The sequence below is a fragment of the Aquamicrobium sp. NLF2-7 genome, from assembly GCF_022359935.1.
GTDB lineage: Bacteria > Pseudomonadota > Alphaproteobacteria > Rhizobiales > Rhizobiaceae > Mesorhizobium > Mesorhizobium lusatiense.
The window spans coordinates 1111321-1131811 of record NZ_JAKSED010000001.1 but is presented as its reverse complement, the minus strand read 5'-3'; the positions used below and the strand labels follow the sequence as shown (position 1 = coordinate 1131811).

At 64.6% G+C, this 20491-nt stretch carries 20 protein-coding genes; 7 read left to right on the top strand and 13 right to left on the bottom strand.

The window, feature by feature from the left end:
* Nucleotides 1-148: 148 nt before the first annotated feature.
* From MIC97_RS05495 to MIC97_RS05470, 6 genes are all read left to right on the top strand, one after another.
* The gene (locus MIC97_RS05495) at nucleotides 149-1135 is read left to right on the top strand and encodes an ABC transporter substrate-binding protein (RefSeq protein WP_239799186.1); all 987 of its coding nucleotides are present in this window, start codon (nucleotides 149-151) and stop codon (nucleotides 1133-1135) included.
* Between the two features lie 217 nt (nucleotides 1136-1352).
* The gene (locus MIC97_RS05490; RefSeq protein WP_239799185.1) at nucleotides 1353-3056 is read left to right on the top strand and encodes an iron ABC transporter permease; all 1704 of its coding nucleotides are present in this window, start codon (nucleotides 1353-1355) and stop codon (nucleotides 3054-3056) included.
* The gene (locus MIC97_RS05485) at nucleotides 3044-4138 is read left to right on the top strand and encodes an ABC transporter ATP-binding protein (RefSeq protein WP_239799184.1); all 1095 of its coding nucleotides are present in this window, start codon (nucleotides 3044-3046) and stop codon (nucleotides 4136-4138) included. Before MIC97_RS05490 ends, MIC97_RS05485 begins: the two co-directional genes overlap by 13 nt.
* The gene (locus MIC97_RS05480) at nucleotides 4135-5304 is read left to right on the top strand and encodes an MBL fold metallo-hydrolase (RefSeq protein ID WP_345773537.1); all 1170 of its coding nucleotides are present in this window, start codon (nucleotides 4135-4137) and stop codon (nucleotides 5302-5304) included. Before MIC97_RS05485 ends, MIC97_RS05480 begins: the two co-directional genes overlap by 4 nt.
* Nucleotides 5304-6041: a 5'/3'-nucleotidase SurE gene (locus MIC97_RS05475; RefSeq protein ID WP_239799183.1), complete on the top strand. Its 738-nt coding sequence runs from the start codon at nucleotides 5304-5306 to the stop codon at nucleotides 6039-6041. The genes MIC97_RS05480 and MIC97_RS05475 overlap by 1 nt, the downstream gene beginning before the upstream one ends.
* Before the next feature lie 368 nt (nucleotides 6042-6409).
* Entirely contained in the window at nucleotides 6410-6634 is a 225-nt protein-coding gene (locus MIC97_RS05470) for a hypothetical protein (RefSeq protein WP_239799182.1), read from the top strand.
* A gap of 100 nt (nucleotides 6635-6734) precedes the next feature.
* On the opposite strand, the gene MIC97_RS05465 is transcribed toward MIC97_RS05470, so the two are convergent.
* From MIC97_RS05465 to MIC97_RS05440, 6 genes are all read right to left on the bottom strand, one after another.
* Nucleotides 6735-7073, bottom strand: a complete 339-nt coding sequence (locus tag MIC97_RS05465) for a DUF6616 family protein (protein WP_239799181.1) — start codon at nucleotides 7071-7073, stop codon at nucleotides 6735-6737.
* A 20-nt stretch (nucleotides 7074-7093) separates the two neighbouring features.
* A complete protein-coding gene (locus MIC97_RS05460; protein WP_239799180.1) occupies nucleotides 7094-7870 on the bottom strand; it encodes a DNA alkylation repair protein in 777 nt (258 codons plus the stop codon).
* Complete coding sequence (locus MIC97_RS05455) at nucleotides 7867-8397, bottom strand: MarR family transcriptional regulator (protein ID WP_239799179.1); 531 nt, start codon at nucleotides 8395-8397, stop codon at nucleotides 7867-7869. The genes MIC97_RS05460 and MIC97_RS05455 overlap by 4 nt, the downstream gene beginning before the upstream one ends.
* 221 nt (nucleotides 8398-8618) lie before the next feature.
* A complete protein-coding gene (locus MIC97_RS05450; protein ID WP_239799178.1) occupies nucleotides 8619-9296 on the bottom strand; it encodes an HAD family phosphatase in 678 nt (225 codons plus the stop codon).
* Between the two features lie 145 nt (nucleotides 9297-9441).
* Complete coding sequence (locus MIC97_RS05445) at nucleotides 9442-10092, bottom strand: hypothetical protein (protein WP_239801041.1); 651 nt, start codon at nucleotides 10090-10092, stop codon at nucleotides 9442-9444.
* Nucleotides 10093-10473: 381 nt separating this feature from the next.
* Nucleotides 10474-11307, bottom strand: coding sequence for a hypothetical protein (locus MIC97_RS05440; RefSeq protein ID WP_239799177.1), 834 nt, complete (start codon nucleotides 11305-11307; stop codon nucleotides 10474-10476).
* A 214-nt stretch (nucleotides 11308-11521) separates the two neighbouring features.
* On the opposite strand from MIC97_RS05440, the gene MIC97_RS05435 reads away from it, so the two are divergent.
* Complete coding sequence (locus tag MIC97_RS05435) at nucleotides 11522-12544, top strand: sugar-binding transcriptional regulator (RefSeq protein WP_239799176.1); 1023 nt, start codon at nucleotides 11522-11524, stop codon at nucleotides 12542-12544.
* 15 nt (nucleotides 12545-12559) lie between these two features.
* On the opposite strand, the gene MIC97_RS05430 is transcribed toward MIC97_RS05435, so the two are convergent.
* The 7 genes from MIC97_RS05430 to pbpC form a co-directional block, all read right to left on the bottom strand.
* A complete protein-coding gene (locus tag MIC97_RS05430; protein ID WP_183832491.1) occupies nucleotides 12560-13012 on the bottom strand; it encodes an Rrf2 family transcriptional regulator in 453 nt (150 codons plus the stop codon).
* Between the two features lie 181 nt (nucleotides 13013-13193).
* A complete protein-coding gene (locus MIC97_RS05425; protein ID WP_239799175.1) occupies nucleotides 13194-14180 on the bottom strand; it encodes a sulfate ABC transporter substrate-binding protein in 987 nt (328 codons plus the stop codon).
* A gap of 135 nt (nucleotides 14181-14315) precedes the next feature.
* The gene (locus MIC97_RS05420) at nucleotides 14316-15371 is read right to left on the bottom strand and encodes a sulfate/molybdate ABC transporter ATP-binding protein (protein ID WP_239799174.1); all 1056 of its coding nucleotides are present in this window, start codon (nucleotides 15369-15371) and stop codon (nucleotides 14316-14318) included.
* A 13-nt stretch (nucleotides 15372-15384) separates the two neighbouring features.
* Nucleotides 15385-16266 (bottom strand): sulfate ABC transporter permease subunit CysW, encoded by an 882-nt coding sequence (cysW, locus tag MIC97_RS05415; RefSeq protein WP_239799173.1) that lies wholly within the window; start codon nucleotides 16264-16266, stop codon nucleotides 15385-15387.
* Nucleotides 16259-17110 (bottom strand): sulfate ABC transporter permease subunit CysT, encoded by an 852-nt coding sequence (gene cysT, locus MIC97_RS05410; protein ID WP_183832487.1) that lies wholly within the window; start codon nucleotides 17108-17110, stop codon nucleotides 16259-16261. Before cysT ends, cysW begins: the two co-directional genes overlap by 8 nt.
* Before the next feature lie 37 nt (nucleotides 17111-17147).
* Complete coding sequence (locus MIC97_RS05405) at nucleotides 17148-18176, bottom strand: sulfate ABC transporter substrate-binding protein (protein ID WP_239799172.1); 1029 nt, start codon at nucleotides 18174-18176, stop codon at nucleotides 17148-17150.
* A gap of 196 nt (nucleotides 18177-18372) precedes the next feature.
* The gene (gene pbpC, locus MIC97_RS05400; protein ID WP_239799171.1) at nucleotides 18373-20448 is read right to left on the bottom strand and encodes a penicillin-binding protein 1C; all 2076 of its coding nucleotides are present in this window, start codon (nucleotides 20446-20448) and stop codon (nucleotides 18373-18375) included.
* Nucleotides 20449-20491 lie beyond the last annotated feature (43 nt).

Below are 20491 nucleotides of genomic sequence, written 5' to 3'. Positions count from 1 at the left end.
TCATTTGTGTTTGACAAGGAACAAATGAACATTGCATATGAACAACGGGCGTGCTGTCATCTATGGGTCATATACGCCGTGCAGGGAGGAGCAGGCTTGGTCGGCAAAGAAGCCGCAAGCCATGCACAGAAGACGATCAGGAGGTCTCATGAACACGCGTTTCGTCTCACTACTCGCGAGCAAGGTGGCGATTGCCGCAATGCTCTTTTCGGGCGCTGCCAGCGCCGACACGCTGACACTTTACACGTCGCAGCCGGAGGCTGACGCGACAAAGACCGTCGAGGCCTTCAAGAAGGCCAATCCGGGCACCGATGTCAGCATCTACCGCTCCGGCACCAGCGACATTCTGGCCAAGCTCGCGGCCGAATTTGCCGCCGGCAGCCCGCAGCCCGACGTGCTGCTCATTGCCGATGCGGTGAGCATGGAACTGCTCAAGGGCGAAGACCGCCTGCTGGCCTATCCGGAAGCCAAGATTGATGGCATCGAGCCCGATGCCGTGGATGCCGACAAGACCTATTTCGGCTCCAAGCTGATCACCACCGGCATCGCCTACAACACCGCCGCCGCCCAGAAGCCCGAGCACTGGGCCGATCTCGCCAAGCCCGAGTACAAGGACGGGCTGGTGATGCCGAGCCCGCTCTATTCGGGCGCCGCCGCCTATCTGCTCTCGGGCTTCGTGGCCGACAGCAACTATGGCTGGGACTTCTTCCAGAAGCTGAAGGACAACAACACCATTTCCGTGCGCGGCAACGGCGCGGTGCTGAAGTCGGTGGCCAGCGGCGAGAAGCCCTACGGCATCCTCGTCGACTTCATGGCTATGAACGCCAAGGCCAAGGGCTCGCCGATCGAGTTCGTGTTCCCGTCCGAGGGCGTGCCGGCGGTGACCGAGCCGGTCGCCATCATGAAGACGGCGAAGAATGTCGAGGGCGCCAGGGCGTTCGTCGACTTCATCCTGTCCGATGAAGGCCAGAAGCTGGCGCTCGACATGGGCTACCTGCCTGCCAAGGCATCCGTCGGCCGGCCTGAATGGCTGCCGGAGGGCGTCGAGTTCAAGGTGATGTCGTTCGACCTGCCCACCATCCTCAAGAACACCGAAGCCGACAAGGCGAAGTTCTCCGAACTGTTCGGGGGCTGACATCAGGGCGATGGGGCCGGCGGCGAGGAAATTCCTGCCGGTCCCCGTCCGATCGCGGTGGCCATCCGCCATTCGCCATCTATCGGGCGCTTAAAGCGCGTCGCGTTCAAATGAAATCAGGCAACGTGTTTTAAGTCCTTATCCTTACGCATGTCGTTCCCCTGAAATCGGTTCCTGTTTGGGGTGACATGCTTCAGGGCTTACCGGGAAATCAACAATGTCCGCACCTGTAAAAGAAAGCCGGGGCCAGGAGATGGCCCTGACGGTGGTGGTTGCCATCGTCATCGTGCTGCTTTCGCTGCTGCCGATGCTGCGCCTCGTCAAGGAGATCGTGGCGCCGGGTGGCACGCTTTCCGACACGGCAATCCGCATGGGGCTTGCAAATCCCGCCACATGGACCGCCACGGTCAACACGCTGGTGGTCGGCTTCGGCGGCACCGCGCTTGCCGTGGTGCTCGGCACCTTCATGGCGCTGCTGGTGACGCTGACCGACATACGCGGCCGCTCCATGCTGGTGCTGTGCTATGTGATGCCGCTGATGATCGCGCCGCAGGTGACGGCGCTGGCCTGGCTGCAACTGTTCGGGCCGGCAAGCCCGTTCCTCAAGATGATCGGCATGGCGCCGCCCATCGGCACCCGCAACCCGCTCTATTCGACCGAGGGGATCATCCTGCTGCTCGGCGTGCAATACGGGCCGCTGGTGTTCCTGCTGGTGCGCGCGGGCCTGCGCAAGCTGCCGCGCGAGCTGATCGAGGCGGCGCGCTCGGGCGGGGCGGGCTGGTTCACGGTGCTGCGCACCATCGTGCTGCCTTTGATGACCCCCTCCATCGTGGCGGCCGCCGCACTCGCCTTCGTGTCCTGCGTGGGTAATTTCGGCATCCCCGCCTTCCTCGGCATTCCAGCGAACTATCTGGTGCTGCCGACGCTGATCTACCAGAAGCTGGCCGGCGGCGGCCCCTCGGTGCTGGGCGAGGCGGCCTTCCTTTCGGTGCTGATCGGCGTCATCGCCATGGCCGGCATCGTCGGGCAGGAGCTGATGAGTCGGCGCCGCGACTACCGCATCTCGTCCACCTCGCTGCCGGCCGATCCCTATCCGCTCGGCCGCTGGAGGCTGCCGGTAGAGATCTGCATGTGGCTCCTGATCCTGCTCATTCTCGTGATGCCGATGTTCGGCCTGCTGCTCACCTCGCTGGTTCCGGGCTACGGCATTCCGCTGAGCTGGGCGACGGCCACGCTCGACAACTACCGTTTCGTGCTGTTCGAGCATGCGGCGGCGAACCGCTCCTTCTTCAACTCCTTCGCCCTGTCCATCGCGGCGGCGGCGTTCGCCGTGCTGGTTGCGGTGCCGGTGGGCTACATGGTCGCCTGGGGCAGGCAGAAGTGGATCCGCTACGTGAACCTCGCCATCGAGCTACCCTATGCGCTGCCCGGCGTGGTGCTGGCGATCGCGGCACTTCTGATGTTCCTGCGGCCGATCCCGTTCACGGGCATCCAGCTCTACAACACGGTCTGGATCATTCTCTACGCCTATCTCGCGCGCTTCCTCGTGCTGGCGCTGAGGCCGACGGTGAGCGGCTATCACCAGATCGACCGGGCGCTGGAAGAGGCCGCGCAGGTGGCGGGCGCAGGGCTGTTCACGCGGCTGCGCACCATCGTCTTCCCGCTGGTCGCGCCGGCGGCCCTTGCCGGCGGCCTGCTTATCTTCATGACCGCGCTCAGCGAACTGACGGTCTCGGCGCTGTTGTGGTCCTCCGGCTCGGAGACCATCGGCGTGGTGATGTTCTCGTTCGAGCAGGGCGGCGATTCCAGCTATGCGGCGGCGATGTCGGCCATCACGGTCGCCGTCACCTTCGGGCTGATGCTCGCCACCAATCTGCTCGCCCCCTACCTTCCCAACGGAGTTCTGCCATGGCGGGATTGACGCTCTCCAACGTAACCAAGACCTTTGGCGATTTCGACGCCGTCAAGGATGTCTCCATCGACGTGCGCGACGGCGAGTTCCTCGCCGTGCTCGGCCCCTCGGGCTGCGGCAAGACTACGCTGCTCAGGCTGGTGGCCGGCTTCGAGCAGGTCAGCGGCGGCGACATCCGCATCGGCGGTAAGACGGTCTCCGATGCCGGCGGCAGCGTTCCGCCGGAGAAGCGGCGCGTCGGCATCGTGTTCCAGAACTACGCGCTGTGGCCCCACATGACGGTGGCGGAGAATGTCGGCTATTCGCTGAAGGTCGCCAAGGTGGACAAGGCCGAAGCGAAGCGCAAGGTGGACGAGGCGCTGGCGCTGGTCGACCTGACCGGCCTTGCCGATCGCCGCCCTGCCAATCTCTCGGGCGGACAGCGGCAGCGCGTGGCGCTGGCGCGCTGCCTGGTGGCCGCTCCCTCGCTGGTGCTGTTCGACGAGCCGTTGGCCAATCTGGACGTGCATCTGCGCGCCTCGATGGAAGACGAGTTCGCCGCCTTCCACAAGCGCACCGGCACGACCATCGTCTACATCACCCATGACCAGTCGGAAGCCATGGCGCTGGCCGACCGCATCGCGGTGATGGACCATGGCCGGCTGGCGCAGCTCGCCACGCCGCGCGAACTCTACACCGAGCCGGCGAGCGAAATGGTCGCCTCGTTCATCGCGCAGGGCATTGTGCTTCCCGCAAAAGTGCTTTCGGCCGAAGAGGGCGGAAAGGCGCGTGTGGAGGTGCTGGGGCAGGAGGCGACGGTGCGCTGCCGCGCCGGCGACGGACCGCGCGCGGCCGCCAGCATCTGCGTGCGCACGCCCGATCTCGAAATCGCGGGCGAAGGCGAGCCCGGCATCGACGGCACGGTCGTCCGCGCGGTCTACAAGGGCGGTGCGTTGCGCATCGACTTCGCGCCCGCCGCCGATCCGGAGCGGCTGATCAGCTTCGAATATCCCGGCCATGAGGGATTCGAGGAAGGCGCGCGGCTGCGGCTGCGCATCGTTTCGGGCTGGCTGATTCCGGGGAACGGGACGGAGAATAGGCAATACGCATGACACTGGACGTAGAACTCGCAGGCGGCTTCGGCGAGAAGGGCCGCACCAGCGTCGTGGTGGGACGCGAGGGACAGCGCGTGATGCTGGATGCCGGCATCAAGGTGGGCGCCACCGGCCGCGACTACTATCCGCGCCCGCTGACGCCGGTGGACCGGCTCGACGCCGTGCTGATCTCGCATGCGCATGAGGATCATGTCGGGGCTCTCAACTGGCTGCTCTCAGAAGGCTTTCGCGGGCGCATCCTGATGACCGCCGAAACGCGCGACGAGGCGCCGGCGACGCTGGCTGCCTATGGCGAGACGGCGCTTGTCGAGGCTTATCCGTTTCCCTCAGACAGGATCGAGCTGTTCAGGCCGGGCGACGTGCTGGATGTCGCCGGCTTCCGCATCGCCACCGGGCGCTCCGGCCATGTGGTGGGCGGCGTGTGGTTTGCGCTGGAGGATGAGGCAAACCGCGTCGTCTACTGCGCCGACGTGGTGCCGGACAGCGCCGTCTTCGTCATGGATCGGATGCCCGAATGCGATCTGCTGCTGCTCGACGCTTCCTATGGCGCGGATCCGGTTTCGGGTGGCGAGCGCGCCGAGCGGATCGCCGCATGGATCGCGGAACGCGCCGGCGGCTGCCTTCTGCCGACGCCGCTTTCGGGACGCTCGCTGGAACTGGTGGCGGCGATGCCCGGCCGCTTCGCCATCCATGCCTCGATGCGCGCGCACCTGCTGGCCCAGATCGAGGCGGTCGAGGCGCTGAAGCCCGGCTTGCCCGAATTGCTGCGCGCTCGCATCGATGCCGCCCTCGACTGGAACGACGGCGAGGCACTGCCGGACTGCCCGCTGCTGGCCGATGACGGCATGGGCAGGGCAGGGCCCTCTTCGCGCCTCATTCCGCTGGCTGATGCGCAGGGGTTTCCGATCCTGCTCTCCGGCCATCTGCCGGCCGGTACGCCGGGCTTTGAGCTGCACGCGAAGGGACGCGCCGACTGGATCAGGATGCCGACGCATCCGACGCTCGCCGGCAATGTCGAAATCTGGGAACACGCAGGCCGCCCCCCGGTGCTCGGCCATTCCTGCGGGCCCGACGAGATCGCCCGGCTGGGCGAACATATTCCGGCGCTGCAAAGCGGCAGGCGCACCGGCGACAGGCTGGTGGTGGGACAAGAGGTATTTTGATGAGAATTCTGGTTTCCAACGACGACGGCATCGATGCACCCGGCATCGCCCGCCTGACAGAAGCCGCGCGCCGCGTGAGCGAGGATGTGTGGGTGGTGGCGCCGGACCGCAAGCACACGGCGGCGGGGCCTTCGCTGACCATCGCCCAGCCGATGACCATGGAAAAGCGCGGCGACAGGCGCTTTGCCTGCTCCGGCCGCCCGGCCGATTGCGTGGTCGCCGCCTTCGCCTGGCTGTTCGAGAACGACCGCAAGCCCGATCTCGTCCTGTCCGGCATCAATGACGGGCGCAACGTGGCGGAAGACCTCGCCTATTCGGGCACGCTCGGCATCGCGCGCGAGGCGACCTTCTGGGGCGTTCCCGCCATCGGCTTCTCGCAGGTCAAGAATCCCGAAATCACGGACGAGGGCGAATTGTGGCTCTCGGCCTTCATCGGCAAGCTGTGGGACAAGCGCGCGCAATGGGCGGCGCAGGGCCATTGGCTGAGCGTCAACCTGCCGACGCGGCTGCCGGCCGACGTGCGCCAGCCGGTGATCGGCCGCGACAAGATCGCCTCGAAGGCGGAAGTCGTGGAAACGGACGGCGACCGCACCGTGATCATCGTGCCGCGGGGACGCCCGCATACCTCTATCGAGGGCGACGAGAACAGCATGATCGATGCTGGCTTCGTCACCGTCAACCGGCTCAACTGGTTCGGCGGCACGCGGCTGGAAGACGAGCTTGTGGCGGGGCTCTGAGCCCCGCCAGAGAAATCGCCGTCATTCCACCGAGGGTTTCGGACAAAGCCGATATTTGCTCGCAGTGGGGGTGAGACCGCGCGACCGGCCGGAGAAAGCGACAGGCCCGCTCCATGCGAACCTTACGGCGCGATGGACATTGCCGTGTCGGAGGTTGCGCGGAGGCCGTCTAAGAAAGCCTTGCTGAAGCGAACCGGGTTGTCTCGCCCCACATAGTCGTCAACCGCCTCAGGCAAAAGCAACGGTTGCGAACGATCCGTTCCTGAAAGATGTGCCATGGCAATACACTATCAGCTACGATCCGCTTCAGGAATCGCTCAAAGAGTTTCTGAGCGGGCCTCGGAATTTTGGCTGCAAGGGGTAGCGCATTGCAGATAGAAAGCGGCGATCTGGTGCTGTTTTCTGGTGATCTTGAATCCCTCTTGGCCGGCCTGCCGGCAGAGGAAATCGAGGTGATCCGCGAGGGCATATCGCGACAGCCGTTCCGGGTGGTGGCTCTGACAACCGATGGTTCCGTCGAAGTCGAGCTGTCGTTTGCGGACGAGACCCATTTCTTCTACGTCAGCGCCGCCGACCTGCAGCCGATTGTGTGAGGCAGTTAGAAAATGCTGTCGCATCCTCCTGCGGACCATCAAAACCTTCAGGCGAAGCTTGATTGGCGTTTTCAGATGGCCTGCGTGATACTCGCGACGGCTAGAGCGCCGCGAGCTGCGCAAGGTGGCCGTTCAGATCGACGCCGGGGCCGGTCGCGTTGATGGTCTCGAAATAGTCATGCCATCCCGAAGCGGCGATGCCCGACACCAAGGCGTTCATTGCAGCCGCGTCAGGCGCGCGCCAGATCGCAAAGAACTTTTGCGACGGGGCATGCAGGGTCGCGGCATCCGTTTCACCCAGGGCGATCGCTTCCACGCCGAGGGCCGACAGCGCCCCCATGCCGGAGCCGATGTCTTCGAAAAACTGTTGGCGGCCGTTCCGGTCGAGCGCCAGCCATGCGGGTTTCGGGGAATAGAGTTCGGCCAGATAGTGCGCCATGGGAGCGGTCCTTTCGTGTGTCAGCCCTTGCGGTTCATGGAGCGCAGGGCGCGCTTGCAGATTCGAGCGGTTGCGGGGGAGGTATTTTCGACCGACCATCGGGCGCACAGTGATCGCACCCAATCGGGCCGGTCCTTGCCGGCATCGTTCAGCCAGTTGCCAACGGAGTCCTGCACATAGGGGGCCGGATCGGCCTGCAGCGGTTCAAGGATCGGCAGCGCCTTTTCGGGAGATTGCCGCAGCGCGCCGAGATGGGCGCACCACACGCCGCGCAGGCGGGTCGCTTCGCTGGCGAAGCGCCGCAGCCGTTCGGACGGTTCGGCCGTCCAGTCGGCAAGCAACGCAATGGCGCTGTCGGGATCGGCGGCGATATGTGGGCGAACGGCCATCCATGACCATTCCCGCACCCCGAAATGATGATCGTCGGCGAAGGGCCTGATTGCGGCGAGCCGGGCGGAAAGGGTCATGTTCCCGGCTGCGCCGATCATGAAGCAGGCCCATCCCCGCACCGTATCGGAGACATGGTGGCGGAGTTCTTCCACAGCGGACAAACCGCGCCGCTCATGGATCAGGCGCGCGGCCAATGCCATGCGCCGGGAAATACCCTCGCCTGCCGCCTGTTGCATCGCTGCCATGGCATCTGCCCCAGTTTCGGGGAGGGCGGTGCGCATCAGCGCCGCAAAGTCCACGGCGAGGCATTCGGTCAGCGTGGCGGCTTCGACAGCGCCGGCATTGAGCTGGCCGAGGCGGGCAGGCTCGATATCCGCGACACGTTTTCCCGGCCGGCCAGCACTCACCGGAGATTGCCCGCAGCAACGGCCGCGCTGTCCTTCGCCGGAATCTCCACATTGCGCCAGACCTGCCGCAGCAGGCCGCTCAGGGTTTCGCGCCCGTGCTGGTCGAAGCCGGCGAAAAGCGAGGCGATCCATTGGCTATGTTCGTTGAACAGATCGAGCGCCCTGGCCTGTCCCATGGCCGTCAGGCGCACCGACACCTTGCGCCGGTCCTCCTTGTCCGCATGCCGGGCAAGAAAGCCATCGCGCTCCAGTCCGTCGAGAAGGCCGGTAATCGTGGCGCGCGTGACGCCGGCGCGTTCGGCCAGCTCATGCGGGGCCAGCCCTTCGGGCAGGTCACGCAGCAGGAACAGCAGCACGAATTTTCCTTCCGACAGGCGATGTGGCGCGAGCCGCGCAGCGCAGGCCCGGTCGATGGCCGAGGCCAGCGCCAGAACCTCGAAACAGAGCCGCATGTTGCCTGTGTCCTGCTGTCCACGGCGCTCCGCCTCATCGAGCAAGGCGAGGTGTTTTTGTTCCAGTATTGTCATATGCTGCCGTATAATATGGTGCCTAATGATAAGTCAATATCCTGCAACTCTGAGATCGCCGACAGATCGATCGCCTCGAAAGATCGGGGGTGGTGGCGTCGTGCATCCTTCTCGCGGGTGACGAGACATCCGCGATGTGATGTGTAACGACAGGAGCTTGGACCGCCAGTCGGGATCCAATTCCGGCCACGGCTGGGCCAGAACCGGAATGACGGGGAGGCTCAGTTCAGGCGGAAGCCCAGCCGTTCCAGTTCCGCGGTCACGCCCGTCCAGTCCGCGCAGGCGCGGGTGGCGCCGCTGGATGTGAGACGCTCGCCATGGCCAGCGTCGCTGTGGCCGCCGCCGGTGTAGCCGATGGCTTTCATGCCTGCGGCAACGGCGCCCTGAACGCCGAAATGCGAATCCTCGATCACCACGCAGTCGGCCGGATCGGCCCCCATCTTTTCAGCCGCAAACAGGAAGATGTCGGGCGCAGGCTTGCCGTTCTTCACCATCGACGATGAGAAAATCGCGTCGCCGAAATGGGGAGCGATGCGGGTGACGTCGAGGCTGTGATGGATCCGTTCCAGCGACGAGGATGAGGCAACGCAGCGGTCGATCTTCAATTCTGACAGGAATTCGGCCAGGCCGCTGGTCGGCTGAAGCTGCTCGGTGAACAGCGCCTTCGTTTCGAGCCAGAGGTCGTCGCGTGCGTGGTCGGGATACTGGTGGCCGGTCAGTTCCCGGATGCGGGCGATGATGTCGGCCTGTTTCATGCCAAAGCACTGGCTGATGATGTCGACGCCGACGCCGGGCATGCCATGGCGTTCGTAGACGCGTTCATAGGCAAGCACTGCGAGCGGTTCGCTGTCGACCAGTACGCCGTCGCAATCGAAGATGATGAGCTGTGATCCGGCCACGATTTTCTCCTGATCGGGGATTTTTGCGATTATGTGAGGGGTTAAAGCATGTCGTCCGAAAGTGGGAACCGGTTTCGGGATAACGACATGCGTAAAAACAGAAACTTAAAGCGCAGGGAGCGAATCTGAAGGATCGCGATGCGCTTTAGTGGCCTTGCATGGCAGGCTGGGCCGTGCCCTGAAGGGCAGGGTTCATGGCCTGCATGGCATGGCGCGCGGCCGGATGGTCCGGTGCGATCCAGTTGGGCTCGCCGCCGAGAAAGCGGTCGAGGAAGGCGACCGCACAGGCCGGCACCTCGGCGACATTCTCGCGATAGGACCACCATGTGCGCAAATCGTCGGCGCAGCTGTCGATGGCCGGAACCGTGCCGAATTCCTGCTCGTGGATCGCGGCTACGGCCGAGACGCAATAGTTGGTGTAGAGAAAGCCTTCCGGCCAGAAACGCACGATCTCCTGCGTGGACGTGGAAACGCCGGCCCCGGCCGCAGGGGCATCGAGCCCGGCGACGGCGCGCGCGGGATCATGGCGGATCAGCTCGCGCAGGGCCACACCGGCGGCAAAGACGATGAAATCGGCGCGGTTGATGTCGGCATAGGCCTTCTGCCCTTCCGCGATCTCGATCCAGTCGAGGAAGGCGCGGGTGAGGCGGGCGTCGTCGATTTGGAACTGCACGCCGCAGGCGCGGGTCACGGCCTTCGCGCTGGCGCGGAAGGTGGCGCGGAACCAGCGCAGGCGGCGCAACCTGTGGCGCAGATCCGGCATCGCGGCCAGTTCGTCCTTGAACCGAAGGTCCATCATCCGTCCTCCTTGCAGGCTATTTTAGCACAGTCGCACCACCGCCTGCAGTCGATAAGGAAAGACATACATATTACTGATGACGAAAACAAATGTTCTCGATGTGGCGGTGACCTGCGTGGATGCGGCATGGTCGGGAGGGCGGTGTTTATCGCAGGGAGGGTTGCGGACGATCAGTGCGGCTCGCGTTGACCGGCGCTACCGTGCCGATTCTCCCGCCATGAAGGCTTCGTGTGGGCTACCGTAATGCTGCCGGCAGAAAGCAGGGGAACCGGCCTTAACGCGTGTCGCGATCTTTCAGATTGGCTCCCTGCGCTTTAAGGTATTGTTTTTACGCTCGTCGTTTCCCCGAAACCGGCTCCCCCTTTCGGTCGACATGCCTTAGCGCAGGTGGAAGATGAGCATGGCGAAGATTGGCGTCAGCTCGGCTGCCGGGTCTGCTGTGCGGCAGGCTGGCATGATGCGGTCGAGACGGGCATCCACCGCCAGCGCGGCAATGTCGAGCAGGTCGGAACCGCTTTCGGCATCGGCGTCCGAGCTGGCCAGAGCCACGGCCAGCGCCATCGGCGCCAGAACGGAAATGGCCAGAACGGTTTCTGCTTCCAGCACATTGGCGACCCTGCCTTCGGGCAGGCGGGGCCGCACCGGCATTGCCCGCAGAAGCTCAACCAGAAGTGCCGCGCACAGCGCGGCCGCGCGGGCTGTACGTTCGGTTTCGCCGGCATCCGCTTTCAGGGGCTGGAAAAGGTTGCCGTGCTGGCGCAGCATGGCGGCATGAACGGCGGCGAAACCGGCCTCCTGCACCGGTTCGGCAACCGCATTCCTGCGGGCCAGCATGGACTTTGCCAGATAATACATATCGCGGCGGAAAGCCCGCTCGCCGTCGAGCAGGTTGCCGGCGGGGCGGAAATAGGTGTCGAACGGCATCGGCTTCGAATGGGCGCGCCCGTCATGGGGCACCAGTGTTTCGGCCATGGTCATGGCGTCGTCGAACACGCTGACGGCGCGGCTGACCAGCCCGTCGATCTCGGGCAGGGGGAAGGGCGTGCGCCCGCCGGGTGGCGGCGGCAGAACGCTGGCGTTGCCGGTATCGTGCCGGTGGCGGCGGATGGCATGGCGCATTTCCCGCAAGCGGTCCTTGAGGTTTATGCGCACTTCCTCGGAAATTTCACGCAGCATTCCTGTAACCTGCACTTCGACAAGGGATCCGGGCACCAGATGTTTCCCGGACCATTTCGATTTTCAGACTGACGACCAAAGCGTCGTTTCCATGTCGGCGTGGACATGACAGCGCTTCGGGCCGTCTCGCATATTTTAGCATGATATGCCGAAAACAGGATTGCTCCTATCGTGCCTTGGCGGTCAATAGACCATATTGTGCGGTCGCTGAATCGTTACGGCAGCGGCGGCGTCGACCGGGGAGAGGGAATTGGCAAAGAAGCCCAAAGGAGACAGCGCTGCGAAGGCGGGCGGCGATTCCGCCGCGGGAAATGGCGGCACGGAAAGCCGCAGCGACCGGCTGCGCATTCGCGCGGCATGGATGTATTTCGTCGAGCAGATGACCCAGAACGAGATCGCCGACGTGCTGGGCATCGGAAGGGTCACTGTGGTGCGCATGCTGGCCGAGGCGCGGGCGCGCGGCGAGGTCAAGATCACCATTGAAAGCGAGCTGGTCGAGATTGCCGCTCTTGAGCGCGAACTGGAGCGCGCCTTCGGGCTGGAGCAGGCGATCATTGCACCGCTTTCTGCCCCCGGTTCCGATCCGATACCGGCGATCGCGGCCAGAACCGGCAGCTATGTCTCGGACATCATGAAGGCGGGCATGCGGGTCGGCGTCGGCTGGGGCCAGACGCTGTTTTCAAGCCTCCAGTTCCTGAGCGCGCGGGCGCTGGCCGACTTCAAGGTGATTTCCCTGCTGGGCGGCGTCGGCGTGGCCCGCCGCTACAATCCGGCCGAATTCGCCTGGCGCTTCGCCCAGACATTTCAGGGTGATGGTTATCTGATCCCGACGCCGGCGGTTGTGGACAGCATCGAAACCAAGACGGCGCTGGTGGAACGGTGCGGGCTGCAGGAAATCTTCCAGCTTGCCGATACGCTCGATGCCGTGCTGGTCAGCGTCGGCGGCATCGCATCGGCGACCACCTTCTATCGCGGCGGATTCCTGAAAGAGGCGGACCGGGAGCAACTGGTGGAGAAGGGCGCGGTGGGCGATCTTCTGTTCCACTTCTTCGATCGCAATGGCGATCTGGTCGATCATCCGGTCAACAAGCTTGTGATGTCGGTCGAGGTAGACCGGCTGCGGCGGGCGCCGGTGCGTGTGCTCACGTCTGGCGGTGCGGAAAAGACCGATGCGCTGCTCGGCGCGATGAACCTGATCAGGCCGACCGTGCTGATCACCGATGAGGAAAGCGCGCGCCGGATGCTGGCCGAACGCGCGGGCGCCGCGCCATAAGGCGGCTTCAGAGGCTCAGATGTTGAGGGCGATGTCGCCCGGAAAATCGTCGTTGGCGGCATCGCGCATGGCGGCGAGGCTGCGGCTGTCCAGCACATTGGCGATGGCCTGACGCACCTCAAGCATCATGTGACGGACCTCGCAGGTCGCCTCGTCATCGCAATCGTCGCAGCGCTGGTACTGGGTGCGGCTGGCGCACGCCAGTGGCGCAAGCGGTCCGTCGAGAACGCGGATGACATGGCCGATGCGGATTTCCGCTGCGGGCCGTGCAAGGCGATAGCCGCCATCCTTGCCCTTGCGGCTGACGACGAAGCCTGCATTGCGCAACTCGACCAGTATCGCGTCGAGGAATTTCTTCGGAATGTTGTTGGTCACCGCGATGTCGTTGACGAAGGCGAGCTTCCCTGATGGCAGCCTCGACAGGTGAACGAGGGCTTTCAGACCGTACTTGCCTTTTTTGGTGAGCATGCGTGCCGATGTCTTGCTGAATGCCGGATCGGGTGCTGAGCCGGGCCTGGGCGAACGGGAAATTCAGGCCGGAACGACCTGAATTCCGAGGATAAGGCCATGTGTTCAATTCGACAAGAGCGGCGCCGAATATAGGAAAAGCCGGCGCGGGGCCGGCTTTCCTTTTCAGAGGCAGAATGGGTCAGCGGTTGCCATAGGCCTGATCGAGCAGCGCGCCTTCGGCGAAGTGCTCGGCCTGAACCTTGTCCCAGCCGCCGAACACCTCCTCGACAGTGACGAGGCGCACATCCGGGAACTTGTCCTTGAACTCGGCGGCGACGGCCTCGTCGCGCACGCGCAGGCCGTTCTCGGCCTCGATCTTCTGGCCTTCCGGCGAATAGAGGAAGTCGAGATAGGACTTGGCCAGATCGCGGCTGCCGTTCTGGTCCACCACCTTGTCGACGATGGCGACCGGGAATTCCGCCAGCAGGCTGACGGAGGGCACGACCTGCTCGTATTTGTCGGTGCCGTATTCGTTGGCGATGCCTTGCGTTTCGGACTCGAAGGTAATCAGCACGTCGCCGATACCGCGCTCTGCGAAGGTGGTGGTGGCGGCGCGTCCCCCGGTGTCGAACACCGGCACGTTGTTGAAGATTTTGGTGACGAATTCCTTCACCTTGGCCTCGTCGCCATTGAACTTTTCACGCGCATAGGCGGTGGCGGCCAGATAGGTGTAGCGCGCATTTCCGGAAGTCTTGGGGTTCGGGAAGATGATCTGCACATCGTCGCGCACGAGATCGTCCCAGTCCTTGACGTTCTTGGGGTTACCGGCGCGCACCAGGAAGGATGGCAGGGAGTAGAAGGGCGAGGCGTTGTCCGGGAATTCCTTCTGCCAGTCGTCGGAGACCAGACCCTGCTTGACGAGGAAGTCGATGTCGGTGACCTGATTGAAGGTGACGACGTCGGCGGCAAGGCCATCGGCGATGGCGCGTGCCTGCTTGGAGGTGCCGGCATGCGACTGGTCGACGGTCACGCCCGGATGTTCGGCCACGAAAGCCTTGTTGATCTGGACGAACAACTCGCGCGCCACATCGTAAGAGGCATTGAGGAGCTTGTCGGCCGAGAAGGCCGAGGCGGAGGAGAAGAGCAGACCGATGGCGGTGGTCGCGGCGAGGAGAAGGCGTTTCATGACGGGCTCCAGATGAGAATGTCCATCATATAGCCGCGGCTGTCGTGTCGCCGCGAGGCATGGCTCTTCTATTGAAAGCTCCGTATTGGAAAACAATTCCACCATTTTGCCGATTTGGTGGAATTGTCGTCCTCGTCATTTTTCCTGAGTGGCGCTTTGCGGAAAAACCTTCCACTTGCGCGGGCGGAATGCCACCCGGCTCTTCTGCGCGGCCGGGTGATCGACGGGGAGTTCGATCTCCACCCGCTCGCGGTGTCCGCCGATTTCAAGCTCGACGCGGCGTGTGCCAGCCACGCGCCGGCTGGCGACGACCGTGCCGGCGATGCAGCCGGAGCAGCCGTCGAGAAGCTCGATGTCGTGAGGGCGGAAGAACAGGGTGCCGGGACCGGCCGGCAGGCCGGGGGCGGAAAGGCCGACCGGACGCTCCGCCAGCCAGACCTGATCGTCCTCGACCTTTACCGGCAGCGAGCTGGAATCGCCGATGAAGCCGTAGACGAAGGGCGAATTGGGGTCGTCATAGACTTCATCGGCGGTACCGACCTGTTCGATGCGGCCCTGGCTCATCACCACGACGCGGTCGGCCAGCTCAAGCGCTTCCTCCTGATCATGGGTGACGAAGACGGTGGTGTGGCCGGTCGCCTCATGGATTTCGCGCAGCCAGCGGCGCAGGTCGCGGCGCACCTGCGCATCGAGCGCGCCGAACGGCTCATCGAGCAGCAGCACCTTCGGTTCGATGGCCAGCGCGCGGGCAAGTGCAACGCGCTGGCGCTGACCGCCCGACAATTGCGCGGGGTAGCGCTTTTCGAGGCCCGACAGCTGCACCAGATCGAGCAGCTCGGAGGCGCGCTGGCGAATCTGCGTGGCCGGCGGCCTTGTTCCGGACGGGCGCACCTTGAGCCCGAAGCCGATATTGTCGGCCACCGTCATGTGACGGAACAGGGCGTAGTGCTGGAACACGAAGCCGACATTGCGCTCGCGGATGCTCTTTTCCGAGGCGTCTTCCTCGCCGAAGAAGATGCGGCCGGTGGTGGGCTGTTCCAGTCCGGCGATGAGACGCAGCAGCGTCGTCTTGCCGGAGCCAGAGGGGCCGAGCAGGGCGATCAGCTCGCCGGAGCGGATTTCCAGCGAGACGTCATGGAGCGCCGGGAAAGTGTCGAATTCCTTGCGGACGTTGGTGACGCGAACTTGCATGGGCTCAATCCTGTCAGTGTCCACGGGTGGCGGCGAGTTCGGCGCCGTAGCGCATTTCAAGGAGCGACTTCAGCGCCAGCGTCACCAGCGCAAGGCCGGCCAACAGCGAGGCGACCGCGAAGGCGCCGGCGGCGTTGTAGTCGTTGTAGAGGATCTCGACATGCAGGGGCATGGTGTTGGTCTGGCCCCTGATGTGGCCCGACACCACGGAAACGGCCCCGAATTCGCCCATGGCGCGGGCGTTGCACAGCAGAACGCCGTAGAGCAGGCCCCATTTCACATTGGGTAGGGTCACAAACCAGAAGGTCTGCCAGCCATTGGCGCCGAGTGAGATGGCGGCTTCCTCATCTTTGGTGCCTTGTTCCTCCATCAGCGGGATCAGTTCGCGCGCCACGAAGGGGAAGGTGACGAAGATCGTGGCCAGCACGATGCCGGGGACGGCGAACAGGATCTCGATGCCGTTCGCCTTCAGCCATGGCCCGAGCGCGCTCTGGGCGCCGAACAAAAGCACATAGACGAGGCCGGAAATGACCGGCGACACCGAGAACGGCAGGTCGACCAGCGTGGTCAGGAAGGCCTTGCCCTTGAACTCGTATTTGGCGATGGCCCAGGCCATGGCGACGCCGAACACCAGATTGAGCGGCACCGATATGATGGCCACGATCAGCGTGAGGCGGATCGCGGAAATGGTGTCGCGTTCGGTGAGCGTGGAGAGATAGAAGCCGATGCCTTTCCTGAAGGCTTCCATGAACACCAGCACCAGCGGCAGGAACAGGAAGACGCCGAGGAAGACGAAGGCGACGGCCATCAGCGTCCAGCGGGCGTGACGGCCTTCGGTGATGCCGGCATCGGCGGGCGGGGCCGCGCTGGCGGCGGATGCGACAGGATCAGCCATAGCGCTTGCGGCTCCACGATTGCAGCAGGTTGATGACGAGCAGCATGGCGAAGGAGATGATCAGCATGATCGCCGCGATCGCCGTGGCGGCGGGATAGTTGTATTCCTCCAGCCGGATGATGATGAGCAGCGGTGCGATCTCCGACACGTTGGGCAGGTTGCCGGCGATGAAGATGACGGAGCCGTATTCGCCTACGCCGCGCGCGAAAGCGAGCGCGAAGCCGGTGACGATGGCCGGCGCAAGGCCGGGGAACAGCACGCGGGTGATCGTCTGGAACCGGGTGGCGCCGAGCGTTGCCGCCGCTTCCTCGATTTCGCGGTCGATTTCCTCCATCACCGGCTGCACCGTGCGCACCACGAAGGGCAGGCCGATGAAGACGAGCGCGATGACGATGCCGAGCGGCGTATAGGCGACCTTGATGTTGAGCGACGCGAGCGGGCCGCCGATCCAGCCATTGGGTGCGTAGAGCGTGGTCAGCGCAATGCCGGCCACCGCCGTTGGCAGGGCGAAGGGCAGGTCGACCATGGCATCGACGATACGCCGGCCGGGAAAACGGTAGCGCACCAGAACCCAGGCGACCACCGTGCCGAAGACGACATTCACCACAGCTGCCGCAAGGGCGGTTCCGAAGCTGATCTTCAGGGCGTTTATGGTGCGTGCATCGGTGAGAATGGCCCAGAATTGGGGCCAGCCCAGCGAAGCCGAGCGCCATGCAAGGCCCGACAGCGGAATGAGGATGATGAGGGTGAGGTAGGCAAGCGAAAGGCCGAGCGTCAATCCGAAGCCTGGAATGACGCTCGGCTGCCTGAATCGCCACCCCGCTCTGGCGGGAACTGCGGTCATGTCGCCCCTTGTGTGTTAGGGTTTGGTTCTCCCAGACCTACTGGGCCGGCTTGTAGATCTGGTCGAATATCCCGCCATCGGCGAAATGGTAAGGTTGTGCTTTCTCCCATCCGCCGAAAATGGGGTCATCAATTCCAACAAGTTTGACTTCCGGGAAAATTTTTCTCTCTTCCTCGGGAACAAGGTCCGGTTTCGACGGTCTATAGTAGTTTTTGGCCGCGATGCGCTGGCCTTCTTCCGAGTAGAGATACTGCAGATAGGCCTCGGCAGTCTTGCGCGTGCCCTTGGCATCCACATTAGCGTCGACGATGGCGACGGGCGGTTCGGCAAGGATGGACTGCGAGGGAATGATCGTCTCGAAAGCATCCTCCCCATATTCCTTCTTGGCTAGGAACGCCTCGTTTTCCCATGACAGGAAGACGTCGCCGATCTTGCGCTCGGTGAAGGTGAGAAGCGAACCGCGCGCGCCGGTGTCAAGGATCGGCACGCGGCGGAACAGTTCCGCGATGTATTCCTTGATCTTCGCCTCGTCGCCGCCGAATTCGTGATGCGCCCAGCCCCAGGCGGCGAGATAGTTCCAGCGTGCGCCGCCGGAGGTCTTCGGGTTCGGCGTGATGACCTGCACGTCGCCCTTGACGAGATCGCCCCAATCCTTGATGCCCTTGGGGTTGCCCTTGCGCACCAGCAGCACGATCGTGGAGGTGTAAGGGGCCGAATTGTTATCGAAATGCTTGCGCCAGTCGGGCTTGATCTTCTGCGTTGCCTCGACGATGGCGTTGATGTCGCTTTCGAGCGCCAGCGTGACCACATCGGCGTCGATGCCGTCGATCACCGAGCGGGCCTGCTTGCCGGAGCCGCCATGCGATTGCTGGACGTTGACCGTCTCGCCGGTTTCGGCCTTCCAATGTTTGGAAAATGCCTCGTTGAACTCCTTGTAGAGTTCGCGCGTCGGGTCATAGGATACGTTGAGAAGCGTAGTGTCTGCCAGCGCAAAGCCGAGGGTTCCGAGTTGTACGGAGCCGGCGATGAAGATGCCGAGCAGGGTATTCTTAGGGAATTGGCTCATTTCAGCCTCCTGTTCATACCATTCTACTCTATCGAATTGGTAGAAATTAGATGCACAGGACGTTGCGTTTTTCAACGCTCACGGGCAAAGCCCTGCCGCCGGCGGCTGTTATTTGAAAAAATCTTCTCTTTCCGCAACGGAAGAAATGTCGAGCGTGCGAAAGGTTTCGCGCGGCGGCGAAAGAGGGCGCAGGCGGCTACTCCACGATCACCTTCACGCTTGCAGCGCGTCCCGCCGCGTCGATGACGGTGAGGGTGGAGGTTCCAGCCCCATCCGGCTGCCATGTCGCGGTGCGGCGGCGGTCTTCCTGACCGAGCGGCCGGCCGTTGGCAAGCCAGCGGAAGGGCGCGCGCCCGCCCTGAAGCTTCAGAACCAGCGGGGTGACGGCGCTGGAGGCGGTTCCGAGATCAACGCGCGCGCCATCGGGCGGAAAGACGATGCGCGGTGCGGGCTCGACGGGACCAGCGGGTGCCGTGGCATCGGTGCCAAAGCGGGCGAGGGTGACGGGCAGCTCATCGCGGCGCGGATGGCGGCTGCCGGGCGGCGGACCGGGGAACGGCACGGCGGCGAGGCCGGAGCGGGCGAGGCCCTCGAACACGATGGGCGCGGCCGAGACATAGCCGGAGAGGCCGGGAACCGCGGCGGCGTCGGCGCGCCCGACCCAGACGCCCAGCACATAGCGGCCGTCATAGCCCACGGTCCAGGCATCGCGATAGCCATAGGAGGTGCCGGTCTTGTAGGCGACGGCGCGCCGGGGCGCGCCCTGCGGCGGGCGGATGCCGGAGAGGATGTCGGTGACCTGCCAGTTGGCCTGCGGGTCGAGCAGCGTCGCGCCCGAAGGCGTGGCGGAGGCGGGCCCGGTGCCGTCGCGCAGGCGGTGGACCTTGCCGCCATTGGCGAGGCCCGCATAGAGCTGGACCAGATCGCGCAGCGTTATGCCGGCGCCACCGAGGCCGATGGCAAGGCCGGGCGGCTCGTTCGGCGGCAGCACCAGCGACACGCCCGCATTGCGCAGGCGCGCGGTGAGCCTTGCCGGGCCGACCGCATCGAGCACGCGCACGGTCGGCACGTTCAGCGACAATTGCAGGGCGCTGCGGATGCTGACATCCCCCTGATAACCCATGTCGAAATTCTTCGGGCGGTAGCCGGAGAAGTCGGCGGGGCTGTCGGAGATCAGCGTTTCCTGCGCCACCAGCCCCTGCTCGAAGGCGAGGCCGTAGATGAAGGGTTTCAGCGTGGAGCCCGGCGAGCGCAGCACGCGGGTCATGTCGATCCAGCCGGAGCGGGCGGAATCGGTGTAGCCGGCCGAACCCACTTCGCCCAGAATCTCGCCGGTGCGGGAATCGGCCAGCACCATGGCGACCGACAGTTTTGGGCCGAGCCGCGCGGCGGCTTCGCGGGCGACCGCTTCCAGCCCTTCCTGAACGCGGCGGCTGATGGTGAGGCGAGGGGGCTCCTCGCCGGTGCGCAGGGCGCGCAGCGTGGCATGTGCGGCAAATGACGGCATGGCGCGGCGGTAGGAGGGCACCTCTTCCAGTGCCGCGCGCGCCGCCTCGCGCTCGCTGAGAATGCCGGCGCTCACCATGCGCTCCAGCACCCGGTCGCGCGCGGCGCGGGCGGCCTCCGCATTGCGGTCGGGCCGGCGTTTTTCCGGCAGTTGCGGCAGGGCCACCAGCAAAGCGCTTTCGGAGACGGTCAGGCGCGCGGGCTCCTTGCCGAACCATGCGAGCGAGGCTGCGCGCACGCCTTCCAGATTGCCGCCATAGGGAGCGAGGGTGAGATAGTGCCGCAGGATCTCGCGCTTCGACAGCCGCCGCTCGATCTGCGCGGCGCGGGCGATCTGGCGCAGCTTGGCCGCGATGTTGCGGCTGGTGCGCGGCTCGATGAGACGGGCAAGCTGCATGGAGAGCGTGGAGCCGCCCGAGACGATGCGGCCATTGCTTCCGAATTGGAGCGCCGCGCGGCCGAGCGCCAGAAGATCGATGCCGCTGTGGTCCCAGAAGCGCTTGTCCTCATAGGCGATGAGCATGTCGAGGAAGGCCGGATCGATGCGGTCGAGCGCAGCCCCAAAGCGCCAGTAGCCGTCCGGCGTGGCGAACGCGCGCAGCAACTGGCCATCCCGGTCGAGCACCTCGGCCGACAGGACGGGTTGTTTCGGCAGCGGCGGCGGGAAGGCGCGGTCGAGCCCCCAGAGCGCGGCCAGGCCGATTGCGGCAGCGACGGCAGCGCTGATCGCACATCTGCGCAGGGCTTTGCCTGAAAAACCCCTCATGCAACCTCGCTTCGCGAGTCCACCTTCTGCCACAAGGGGAGAA